Origin of the sequence: Agrobacterium bohemicum (genome assembly GCF_002896715.1) — a bacterium.
Lineage (GTDB): Bacteria > Pseudomonadota > Alphaproteobacteria > Rhizobiales > Rhizobiaceae > Agrobacterium > Agrobacterium bohemicum.
The window spans coordinates 283,836-295,644 of record NZ_PGEL01000028.1; the positions used below are offsets into that span (position 1 = coordinate 283,836).

Here is an 11,809-nt window from a genome sequence, read left to right on the forward strand (position 1 = left end):
AAAGATGCGGGGCATTTTTTATGCCGCGTTGATCCCCGCTGAAACTTAACTCCCTTGTTTAGCAACGATTAATCATACCCGGAAACGATAAGTCAAAACTTTAGGTTTAGGACTTCAATATTCGCACGTTCGGGGAACCGAACTGCATCATTTAAAAAGTGAATACCGCATGTGTTTCAGGGTTGGACTTTTTATCGCGTAGGCTGGGAATTGGCGCGGCAAGGGTTTTAGAGGTAAGGGACGATAGTATCAACAGATGACCCATTCCGTAGAAAGCCGCTTTATCGCAATTGTTTCTGGCGTCCTTCTGGCACTGGTTGCTCCGCTTTTCACCATCGTGCTGATGCTCTCCTATCATGACTCCATTGCCAGTCAGAAAGACCGGCTTGAAATATTGCTCGTCGCCAATTCGCAGGCACTAGGCCGCCCCTTGTGGGATCTCGATGACGACAGCATCAATCAGATAACCGGAACACTTGTGACAGACCCTGCGGTTTACATGGTCAAGGTGCGCGATACGTTCGGCCAACTCGACATTACCCAGACTGCGGGCCGGACAATGTCTGGCGATACATCGTCGATCACCCGCGATATCATGTACNAAAACCTCGATGGAGATACCAAGGTCGGATCCATCACCGTATTCTTCCAGAATGTCGGCATGCTCAACTCGATGAGCAGCATCGAGCTTGCGTTCATCTCGATCTTCATCGTGGCTATTCTGACGGTTTTCGCCGCCGCCATCATCGGCAACCGATTGATGGTGATGAAACCATTGCTGAGGCTGACCGCCGCGATCGAGGCGACGCGTCGGCTCGGGTCTCGCCACCATGTCGACTGGCGTTCCACGGATGAAATGGGGCGATTGGCGAAGAGCTTCAATGAGATGCAGATTCAACTGGATCGCGAAGAGCAGGAAATCAAGAAGGCGCACAGACGCACCACGGAAATTTACAATCACACACCAGCGATGCTCNTTTCTCTCGATCCCGCAGACCGGATAGCCGCCGTCAGCGATTATTGGGTTGAGGCGACCGGCTATAGTCGCGACGAGATTCTGGGCCACGGCTTTGCCGATCTGATCACGCATGAAGATCGCGCCCGCTTTGTCCTGCGCAAACATAATAGCGAAGATACCGGAGGAATGGCCGGCAGCCCGGACCTGACGGTTCGCTTCCAGTGCAACGATGGCCGTCTGATGGACGTCCTCATCGCAGAAAAGGCCCTGAGCCTCGGCGATAGTCATCATCGTTCCGAAAGCTTGAGCGTCATGACCGACGTGACGGAGCTTCGCCGTTCAGAACACCGCAACCGACTGCAGGCCATCACCGATCACCTGACCGGTCTTTTCAACCGTCAGGGTTTCGAAGCTATCCTGGACGAGAAAATCCTCGAGGCGGATAAAAACGGCACCGAGCTTGCCTGCCTTTTCATCGATCTGGACCGGTTCAAGATCATCAACGACAATCTCGGCCACGCTGCCGGAGATGCCGTCCTCAAGACATTCGTGGAGCGACTGAAAAGCTTGCTGACGCCACTCGACAGCGCGTCTCGCCTTGGTGGCGATGAGTTTGCTANTTTGCTGGCCGGACCTACGACGGAAAGCCGCGCCACCCAGATCTGCGATGAAATCTGCGCCATTTTCGACAAACCACTCGACGCGATCGGACACAGCGTCCGTCTGAGTGCGAGTATCGGCCTGGCACTCTACCCAACCCACGCGAAGACTGCGTCCGAACTTCTCCAGAACTCCGATCTGGCCATGTACAATAGAAAGCGTGCAGGTAAGAACGGGGCACAGATGTTCGACCCTGCCATCATGAATGAGGCGCGGGAACGCGCGGAACTGGAACAGGATATCGAGCAGGCCTTGGAATCAGACTGGCTGGAGGCCCACTTCCAGCCAATCCGGAACATGACGAATGGCGAAACAGTTGGTTTCGAAGCCCTGATGCGGCTCAATCATCCGCGCAAGGGCATTTTGCCGCCCGCCGCCATCATCAACGTCGCCGAGGAAAATGGCATGATTCAGCGGATCGGCAACGCCATTCTCGACCACTCTATCCGTAACCTGGCGGCTCTTTCAAAACTTCCGGGGCTGGAAAACGTCTATGTCGCTGTGAATTTCTCTGCCTTGCAGTTCGAGCCCGGCCTACCGACACGAATTGCTGGCCTCCTCTACCGCCATGGCATCATNCCCAGCCGGCTGGTGGTGGAGATCACCGAAGCGGTATTGATGCACGACGACCCGCAAGTCCGCGCTGTGCTGAGTGCCATCAGGGAACTGGGATGCCGCATCGCTCTCGATGATTTCGGCACAGGTTACTCTTCGCTCAGCTATCTGAACCGGTTTCCGATCGATATCGTCAAGATCGACCAGTCCTTCACGCGCTCAATACGCGACGAGGTGCCGGAAATCAGCCACAGAAGTCGTATGCTTGTGGAAGGAATCAGCGCGATTTCTCACAAGATGAACTGTATAGTGATTGCCGAAGGCATTGAAACGCGTGAGCAGGAAGCGATGCTGAAGGAGATCGGTGTCGATTGCGGCCAGGGATATCTTTTCGCTAGACCGCAACCAGTCAGCGTATATATCGCCGCTTTCGAGCAGCAAAACGAAGAGATCACAGCGAAAGTCGGGACATAATTCATCGGGGAGGATGAACGTCAATGTGGCAAACCCTACTGGCATTGATGATGTTTGCAGTGGCTCCGCCAGTGTTGGCCGAACGCCTATATATATCTACCGAAGAATACCCGCCTTACAATTTTCGCGACACCGACGGGCAGCCAACCGGCGTGTATATGGATCAACTGAAGATCATATCGGAACGCGCAGATATCGATTACGAAGCTACCATACTGCCTTGGGCGCGGGCCCTGGCACGGGCCGAAACCGAACCGATGCATTGCGTCGTCGCAGCCGCCCGCACAGCTGAGCGCGAACACCGCTTCAAATGGGTGTCACCTATTCATACAGACCGGAATATTCTGGTTGCACGCAGTGGCGCGCACCTGAGCGTCAACACGCTGGAGGATGCCAAGGCCTATACGGTGGGGACGCAGCGTACCGACTATACCGAAGCGGTTTTGAAATCGCTGGGCTTTCCACGCATCGACCTCAGCGCCGATTTCGACAAGACGCTGGCGAAACTCAACGCGGGCCGGATCGACCTGATGCCGATGTCGGAAAGTGCTTTGAGGACATTGCCACCGGGCGAGTTCGTGGAAGTCATCGTTTTGACTCACCAAACGCTGGGAATGGCCTGCCATACATCCGTCCCTGACGGCATGATCCGTAAGATGCAGAGTATACTCGATGACCTCATTGCAGATGGAAGCCAACGCCGGATTTATGAAAAATATGGCCTTGTTATTCGGCCTTAAACTTCAGCCAACAGACAAAAAAGTTGACACTCGACGGTTTTTTCGGTGGTGAAGGACAACTGTCCATCGAACCAAAGCGGAAACGTCCATGATCATCATTGCAGGCCTCGGCAACCCCGGCACGCAATATGCGAGCAACCGGCACAATATCGGCTTTATGGCTGTCGATGCCCTGCAGCGCCTGCCCTCNTTTTCTCCCTGGTCGAAGAAGTTCAAGGCCGAGATTTCCGAGGGAGAAATCGCCGGTGAGAAAGTGCTGCTGTTAAAGCCGCTGACATTCATGAACCTTTCCGGCGAATCCGTTGGGGAAGCCATGCGCTTTTACAAGCTGAAGACGTCTGACATCATCGCTATCCATGATGAGCTGGACATCGTTGCTGGCCGCGTGCGGATCAAGACCGGCGGTGGCCATGGCGGCCACAACGGCTTGAAATCCATCGACGCCCATTGCGGAAAGGAGTACCGACGCCTGCGGTTGGGCATCGGCCACCCCGGAGACAAGGAGCGTGTGAACGGCCATGTCCTGGGTGACTTTGCCAAGAGCGACAAAGTCTGGCTGGAGCCGTTAATCGACGCTATTGCCGACAACGCTGAAATGCTTATCAAAGGCGAAGACTCGCAACTGATGAACAAGCTCGCACTGGCTGTCGGGGTCAAATCGGAAGAGAAAAAAGCAGCGACAGCGGCAAAACCCGCCGCGCAATCACACATCCACCAGGCCCGCAACTCCGCTCAGCCAAAAAAGCTGCCGGAAACGGGACCCATGGCAGAGATGTTGAAGCGGATGTTCGGCAAGAAGGATTAAGATTGCAGCGCGCATTCTTCTCGCTGCTTGAAACTTCTCCCCGCATCCCCATTTCACGCTGATGATAAAATCAAACGCATTTCCCCGGTCGGTCTCCTCGCAGCCAGAAAACACTTCGCATGGATGAAACATCGCGCCACCAAAGCATGGCCGCGGCGTTGAAACGCCTCCCGGAGGGATTGCCTGACAAAATCTCGTTGGATAGCCTGCTGGAAAAGCTTGGTGATCAGGCAATTGCCTTCGTATTGGTCGTGTTCGCCATTCCCGCCATCGTCCCAACACCCGGCATCCCTGCGGGCATGANTTTTGGTACAGCGCTTGCCATTCTGTCTCTCCAGATTATTTTTGGATCGCGACGGTTGGTGCTGCCAGGCTTTCTAGGGCGACTTTCGGTGTCCCGCACCATTATTCAGATGACAGCGGACAAGGCGGCACCCCGTCTGGCGAAGCTTGAGGCATTGCTGCGTCCACGCGGCCATGTGCTGGCGAAATATCTGGGGCATGTCTCCATCGGCATCGTCATTTTTCTGATGGCTGTACTGATTGCGCTGCCCATTCCCTTTGGTAACATGCTTCCGGGACTTGCCGTGCTGGCCATCGCGCTTGGCTTGGCGCAGCGAGATGATCTCGCGGTGTTGACAGGCCTTGTGCTCGCCATCCTCTCCGTACTGACCAGCGGGGCGATAATCTATGGCGGCTGGTCTTTGATTTCGGCTTGGTTCGGCTTGGGTCAGGCAACGGTATAACCGCTTCATTTGCGGGGAATCCGGATGGTTTGCCGCAACAAGGCTTGACCTTGCTCGACCGTTTCCGCAAAAGGCTCGCTAACGGAATTCTTTAAATAGAGGCAGGTTCAAGCCATGGGCTTTAAATGTGGTATCGTCGGTCTGCCGAATGTCGGCAAGTCCACACTCTTCAATGCGCTAACGAAGACGGCGGCGGCTCAGGCAGCAAACTATCCTTTCTGCACCATCGAGCCCAACACCGGCGAAGTGGCCGTGCCGGACCCGCGCATGAAGGTGCTGGCCGATATTGCAGGCTCCAAGGAAATCATCCCGACCCGCATCTCCTTCGTGGATATTGCCGGTCTGGTGCGTGGCGCTTCCAAGGGTGAAGGTCTGGGCAACAAGTTCCTCGCCAACATCCGTGAAGTCGATGCCGTCGTTCACGTGCTGCGCTGCTTCGAAGACGATGACATCACCCACGTCGAAGGTCGCATCAATCCGGTCGGCGATGCCGATACGATCGAAACCGAATTGATGCTGGCCGACCTTGAAAGCCTTGAGCGCCGCGTGGAACAGACCCGCAAGCGTGCGTCTTCCAAGGACAAGGATTCGCTGGCGCAATTGCCCGTCATGGAGGCGGTCATCAAGCTGCTGAACGACGGCAAGCCTGCCCGCCTGCTGTTGAAGACACTTGCAGATGACGAGATCGAAGTGCTGAAGGGTCTGAACCTTCTGACCTCGCATCCTGTGCTTTACGTCTGCAACGTAGCGGAAGCCGATGCCGTGGATGGCAACGAACATACCAAGGCCGTGGCCGAAATGGCAAAGGCGCAAGGCGCGGAATGCGTGATCATTTCCGCAGCCATTGAGTCGGAAGTCGCGCAGCTGCCTGACGAAGAATCGAAAGAATTTCTTTCGGCTCTGGGTCTGGAAGAAGCCGGTCTCGACCGTCTGATCCGTGCCGGCTACCAATTGCTCGACCTCATCACCTACTTCACCGTAGGGCCCAAGGAAACGCGCGCGTGGACTATCGTGCGCGGCACCAAGGCACCGGGTGCTGCTGGCGTCATCCACACCGATTTCGAACGCGGCTTCATCCGCGCCTTCACCATTGCCTATGACGACTACGTTGCTTTCAAGGGCGAAGTCGGCGCGAAGGAAGCGGGCAAGGGCCGCGACGAAGGCAAGGAATATGTCGTTCACGACGGCGACGTGATCCACTTCCGGTTCAACACCTGAACCGACTTCCATCAGCCATATTGGCCCGCGCTTCGTCGCGGGCCTATTCATTTGAAGTCACCGACATCAGCCGGTCCCCCACCAATTTTTACCTTTACGTNAAAGATAGAGTTACGCTACGCTGGCAAACACATCTCAGCGAAGGAGGAGTTCGCCGGTGAAATATGCTTTTGAGGATTTCACGCCAGGTCGGAGCTTTCCGCTTGGACCCAAAACAGTGACCGCGGACGAGGTCATCGACTTCGCCACTGAATTCGATCCGCAACCCATGCACCTGTCCGAAGAAGCGGGTAAAGCAAGCATTCTGGGCGGGCTCGCGGCGTCGGGCTGGCACACATGTGGCATGTTGATGCGCATGACGGTGGACAGCTACCTCGGTCAGTCCCCCTCTCAGGCAGGGCTTGGTGTCGATTACGTCGAATGGAAGAGGCCCGTGCTTGCCGGGGACACGCTGAGTGGAACATCGACGGTCCTGGAGCAGCGTGTGTCTCGATCCCGGCCTGAGATGGGTGTCGTCAAACTGCGGCACGAATTGCAGAACCAGCGCGGCGAAACGGTCTGCGTTGTGGAATTGAACGCGATGCTGGCCACCAGCACCGAGAGGGCCGCATCATGAGGTTCATCGAGCTATACCCAAGTGACGTCNAAATCGAACTCGGCACTGTGCATTTCTCAGCTGAATCCATTATTCGCTACGCCGAGAAATTCGACCCGCAGCCCTTCCATCTGGACGCCGCTGCAGCNAAAAACTCGATCTTCGAAGGGCTCTGCGCCTCCGGCTGGCAGACCAGTGCCTCCTGGATGAAATGNTTTCTGGACTATTGGGTACAGGAAGTTGCGAGGCTGCACGCAGAAGGGATAGAGCCGCCAAAACTTGGCCCCTCGCCCGGTTTTCGCAATCTCAGATGGCTACGTCCAGTCTATGCGGGTGACGACGTGACCTATTTCACAACCATGATCGCGTCTCGCCCGCTCGCATCCCGGCCAGGTATGCATATGAATACAGCGCTCAACGAGGGCGTGAACCAGCATGGCAAGGCGGTCGTAACCTTCGAGAGCAATGTTCTGGAATTCGAGTAACGCCAGTTGGGTGCGATCGGTTCGGCCAGACCTTGCTGGTCAGTTACTACCAGTCCACAATGGCAGGCCTGTCGCTTCGGCAACATCAGGGTCCGCAGTGTAAACCGGAAGGCCTTTTCTCCGCATTTCCATCAATGCAGCAAGGTCCGGTCCACTATGGCCTCTGTCCAGGTTTTCGACATTATAGATATGTCCCTTCGAGGCTGGATTTATGCCAGCGATCACCACGGCCTCTGCCCCACTCTGGAGCGCCAGCATGACACCGATGACACCGTTCGAAAACTTTGCCTGACGCTCGATCTCCAAATTCACCTTGCCGGTTATAGCATGGACAAGCGCAATGCGACGATTGCGGCCAGCGATGTAAAGGTCGTCATATCTGTAGTTGAAGCGAGTAAGGCCGGCCATGAGCCGTTTTTTGCTGTGCTGCCACAACAACAGATAAAGCTTTCCGGTTCTTTCGCCATCCAGTACGCGTCGGACTTCTTTTGCGTTGGTGTTGGTGCCTTCAATTTGGTTGAACGTCATCAACGTTATATCCGGTTTTTCCACACCCCANTTTTTCGCGACAATCTGCGAGCCGTTGACCGATATCGTCATATATGACGGGTCGAAACCGAGAGGCATGGATGAGTGTGGAGCCGAACCAACCACTACAACCTTGCGGCCTTGCAGCGAAGGTTCGACCCATGGCTTTGGCCTTGTTAAAAAATACCACAGTGATCGGNAAATCTTCGATCTGATATCCTTTAAATTACTCATAAACACTCCGAAGTCCGTTGCTAAAATTGAGCCTTCCGCAGCCATCGCGATAAGATCGATGTATTGAGGTTGGGATGACCAGACGCTCTTGGCTCAATGCCCGGAAAATTCCACCAGCGTGCGCACTTCTACGCCGAGATCTTCCAGCTTCTTGCGACCACCCAGATCCGGCAGGTCGATGACGAAGCACGCGGAGACGATGTCCGCCCCCATCTGCCGCAGCAGTTTAACGGCACCTTCAGCCGTACCACCGGTGGCAATCAAATCATCGACCAGAATGACCTTCTCGCCGGGCTGCACGGCATCCACATGCATCTCCATCTCGTCCACGCCATATTCCAGACTGTAGGCTACGCGAACGGTGGTGTGCGGCAGCTTGCCCTTCTTGCGGATCGGCACGAAACCTGCGGAAAGCTGGTGTGCGACCGCGCCACCGAGAATAAAGCCGCGCGCTTCCATGCCCGCAATCTTGTCGATCTTCGTTCCGGCATAAGGCTGAACCAATTCGTCCACCGCACGGCGGAACGCACGCGGATTGCCGAGAAGCGTTGTGATGTCGCGAAAGATGATCCCCGGCTTGGGATAATCAGGAATGGAGCGAATGGCAGCAGAGAGCTCCGAAGCAATAACAGTCATGGAATGTCCGATGGTTTCTGAATAAATTGAACGTCGGGCGACCTTATCAACTCGCACGTTGCGCACCAATAGAAAATGCCCATCCATGCGAAGCGGGAGCCTGCTTCCAAACAACAAAAAGCCCCCACGGATGAACCGTGAGGGCTGGTATCAGGCGTTGAATAGAACCAATCAGTGTTCTTTTCTGGAATATACGGACTTTTTCGTCAGGTAGATCAGTGCCGTAAAGATCAGAAGAAACACGATGACCATGAAGCCGGTGCGCTTGCGTTCTTCCAGATGCGGCTCTGCAGCCCACATAAGGAACGCGGAGACGTCCTGTGAATACTGGTCCAGCGTCTGCGGAGTGCCATCATCATAGGTCACCTGATCTTTGCTGATCGGCGGTGCCATCTTGAGCGCTATCGCGCTTCCGAAATACGGATTGTAGTGCGTACCTTCGGCAACTTCGATACCAGCAGGCGCATCCTGATAGCCGGTCAGAAGGGCGTGGATATAGTCAGGTCCACCTTCCTGATAACCACCGACAACCGGAATCATATCGAACACGAACTGCGGAAAACCACGTTCTACACCACGAGCCTTGGCCAGAAGTGACATATCTGGAGGAGCGGCGCCGCCATTGGATGCCGCAGCCGCTTCTTTGTTTGGATAAGGCGAAGGGAAGTGATCGGATGGAACAGCCTTGCGCGAGAACATCTCACCATCGGCGTTAGGTCCATCCTGCACTTCATATTCGGCAGCAAAGGCTTTGACCTGATCTTCAGAGTAACCCAGACCTTCCAGTGTACGGAAGGAGACGAGGTTCATCGAATGGCAGGCGGAACAGACTTCCTTGTAGATCTTCAATCCACGCTGAAGCTGGCCCTTGTCGTATTTGCCGAAAGGTCCTGCGAAAGACCATTTTTCTTCTTGCGGCTTGAGGATCGGGAAGTGCCCGCCCGCAATTGCATGTTCAGTCTGCGCCTTGAGATCATGACCTTCTTCTGCGGCCGAAACCGCAGAACCAAAACCACTCATGACAGCGATAAGCGCGATGCTCGTTACAAGCTTTTTCATTGTAATCGTCCCTCTCGCACTCATATTTTCACCGCAGCCGCAGGGGCTGCAGCGGCCTTGCCGTTCTTTTCCAGAACAGCCTCGGTGATGGAATTCGGAATACGCCTTGGCGTTTCAAACAGACCGAGAAGCGGCATGATGATTAGGAAGAAGCCGAAGTAGTAAACCGTTCCAAGCTGCGACAGGGCAACGTAGAGGCCTTCTGCAGGGCGCGAACCCAGCCAGCCGAGCATGATGGAGTTCACCACGAAGATCGCGAAGAACATCTTGTACCATGGACGGTAGACAGCGGAGCGGACCTTCGACGTGTCCAGCCAAGGCAGGAAGAACAGCACCACGATGGCACCGAACATCACAAGAACGCCGCCAAGCTTCGAGTCGATCGGGCCGACATTGAAGGTGATGGCGCGCAGCATGGCGTAGAACGGCAGGAAGTACCATTCCGGCACGATGTGCGCAGGTGTCTTCAACGCGTCAGCCATGATGTAGTTATCGGGGTGACCGAGGAAGTTCGGCATGTAGAAGACGAAATATGCGTAGAAGAGCAAGAAGATGGAAACGCCAAGCGCATCCTTCAACGTTGCATAGGGCGTGAACGGAACCGTATCCGTCTTGGTCTTCACTTCGACGCCAGTCGGGTTGGTCTGGCCTGTCACATGCAGTGCCCAGATGTGGAGGATAACGACACCCACGATCATAAAGGGCAGAAGATAGTGCAGCGCGAAGAAGCGGTTCAGCGTTGGCTGGTCAACGGCAAAGCCACCGAGCAGAAACTGCTGAATCCACTCACCGACGCCCGGAAACGCGGTGAAGAAGCCCGTAATAACCGTAGCGCCCCAGAACGACATCTGGCCCCAAGGCAGAACGTAACCCATGAAGCCGGTTGCCATCATCAAAAGGAAGATGACGCAGCCGAGTATCCAGAGGATTTCACGCGGCGCCTTGTAGGAACCGTAGTAGAGGCCACGGGCGATGTGCAGGTAGACAGCAATGAAGAAGAACGATGCGCCGTTGGCATGCATGTAACGCAACAGCCAACCGTGGTTGACGTCACGCATGATCNTTTCAACAGAGTTGAACGCAACCGTCGTTTCGGCGGCATAGTGCATGGCCAGCACGACGCCGGTCAGAATCTGCACGATTAGCATGACGGCGAGCATCGCGCCGAACGTGTAAGCGTAGTTCAGATTGCGCGGCACCGGGTAAGATATGAAGCTGTCATGAATCATGCGCGGCAGCGGCAGGCGAGAATCGACCCATCTTTCGATACCGGTCGAGGGCTGGTAACTGGAATGACCACTCATTTCAAATGTCCCCTTATCCGANTTTGATCACGGTATCGGATGAAAATGCGAAGGTCGGAATATGCAGGNTTNNCSGCGCNNGACCTTTGCGAACGCGGCCCGCTGTATCGTAGTGCGAGCCATGGCAGGGACAGAACCACCCGCCGAAATCGCCGGCTTGACCCAGCGGAACACAACCAAGATGCGTGCAGGAACCGACCATCACGATCCAGTTTTCCTTGCCAGCACCGGCAGAACGATCAACGTCGGTCGCCTGCGCTGCGGGATCGAGGTTGGCATTGCGCGCAACCGGATCTTTCAGATCCGTCAGCTTAACGGCGTTTGCTTCGTCGATCTCTTTTTGAGTGCGGTTGCGGATGAAGATAGGCTTCCCGCGCCATTTCACCGTCAGGGACATGCCAGGCTCGACACTCGCCACGTTCACCTCGATGGAGGCGAGCGCCAACGTGGACGCATCGGGGCGCATCTGGTCGATGAACGGCCAGACGGCCGCACCTGCGCCGACAACGCCTGCCATACCTGTCACCAGATAAAGAAAATCGCGACGGGTCGGTTCACCCGTAGCGTCATGATCATTAACGTGCTCACTCACCGCTACACCATCCTCTGCGCTGATTTCGTTGAAAGTCGCATGAGTCCTCCAGCTCTGTTTTGATCCAAGACAAACTCGATCCCCCAAGTCTCGGTCACTGCGCGACGATTAAATTCGCGCCTATTCTGCTTGATCGCNAAATATGCCGGACCTTGGCAAGAGGAAAGCACACAAAGCTGCCGTAATTCTGCCTTCCGAGCCATTTTTCTCTGCCTTTTCC

At 55.3% G+C, this 11,809-nt stretch carries 11 protein-coding genes; 7 read left to right on the forward strand and 4 right to left on the reverse strand.

Annotation, left to right across the window (positions count from 1 at the left end):
* The first annotated feature begins 256 nt into the window (after nt 1-256).
* From CUC55_RS20010 to CUC55_RS20040, 7 genes are all read left to right on the forward strand, one after another.
* The gene (locus CUC55_RS20010) at nt 257-2,647 is read left to right on the forward strand and encodes an EAL domain-containing protein (protein ID WP_103088933.1); all 2,391 of its coding nucleotides are present in this window, start codon (nt 257-259) and stop codon (nt 2,645-2,647) included.
* Between the two features lie 23 nt (nt 2,648-2,670).
* On the forward strand, nt 2,671-3,387 hold the full coding sequence (locus CUC55_RS20015) for a substrate-binding periplasmic protein (protein ID WP_067644998.1): 717 nt from the start codon (nt 2,671-2,673) through the stop codon (nt 3,385-3,387).
* A gap of 88 nt (nt 3,388-3,475) precedes the next feature.
* Nucleotides 3,476-4,192: an aminoacyl-tRNA hydrolase gene (pth, locus tag CUC55_RS20020; protein ID WP_067644995.1), complete on the forward strand. Its 717-nt coding sequence runs from the start codon at nt 3,476-3,478 to the stop codon at nt 4,190-4,192.
* 146 nt (nt 4,193-4,338) lie between these two features.
* Nucleotides 4,339-4,938, forward strand: coding sequence for an exopolysaccharide biosynthesis protein (locus CUC55_RS20025; protein ID WP_425352896.1), 600 nt, complete (start codon nt 4,339-4,341; stop codon nt 4,936-4,938).
* A gap of 114 nt (nt 4,939-5,052) precedes the next feature.
* Nucleotides 5,053-6,156 carry a redox-regulated ATPase YchF gene (ychF, locus tag CUC55_RS20030; RefSeq protein WP_067644989.1) on the forward strand — a complete coding sequence of 368 codons (1,104 nt, stop codon included), beginning with the start codon at nt 5,053-5,055 and terminating at the stop codon, nt 6,154-6,156.
* Nucleotides 6,157-6,313: 157 nt separating this feature from the next.
* Nucleotides 6,314-6,772 (forward strand): MaoC family dehydratase, encoded by a 459-nt coding sequence (locus tag CUC55_RS20035; protein ID WP_245303836.1) that lies wholly within the window; start codon nt 6,314-6,316, stop codon nt 6,770-6,772.
* The gene (locus CUC55_RS20040) at nt 6,769-7,236 is read left to right on the forward strand and encodes a MaoC family dehydratase (protein WP_103088935.1); all 468 of its coding nucleotides are present in this window, start codon (nt 6,769-6,771) and stop codon (nt 7,234-7,236) included. The genes CUC55_RS20035 and CUC55_RS20040 overlap by 4 nt, the downstream gene beginning before the upstream one ends.
* Nucleotides 7,237-8,091: 855 nt before the next feature.
* Here CUC55_RS20040 and CUC55_RS20050 read toward each other — a convergent pair.
* The 4 genes from CUC55_RS20050 to petA form a co-directional block, all read right to left on the reverse strand.
* Complete coding sequence (locus CUC55_RS20050; protein ID WP_045019026.1) at nt 8,092-8,634, reverse strand: adenine phosphoribosyltransferase; 543 nt, start codon at nt 8,632-8,634, stop codon at nt 8,092-8,094.
* A gap of 171 nt (nt 8,635-8,805) precedes the next feature.
* Complete coding sequence (locus tag CUC55_RS20055) at nt 8,806-9,693, reverse strand: cytochrome c1 (RefSeq protein WP_067644977.1); 888 nt, start codon at nt 9,691-9,693, stop codon at nt 8,806-8,808.
* A 20-nt stretch (nt 9,694-9,713) separates the two neighbouring features.
* Nucleotides 9,714-10,997 carry a cytochrome b gene (locus CUC55_RS20060; RefSeq protein WP_103088937.1) on the reverse strand — a complete coding sequence of 428 codons (1,284 nt, stop codon included), beginning with the start codon at nt 10,995-10,997 and terminating at the stop codon, nt 9,714-9,716.
* 13 nt (nt 10,998-11,010) lie between these two features.
* Nucleotides 11,011-11,589 carry a ubiquinol-cytochrome c reductase iron-sulfur subunit gene (gene petA, locus CUC55_RS20065; RefSeq protein ID WP_103088938.1) on the reverse strand — a complete coding sequence of 193 codons (579 nt, stop codon included), beginning with the start codon at nt 11,587-11,589 and terminating at the stop codon, nt 11,011-11,013.
* Nucleotides 11,590-11,809: the final 220 nt, after the last annotated feature.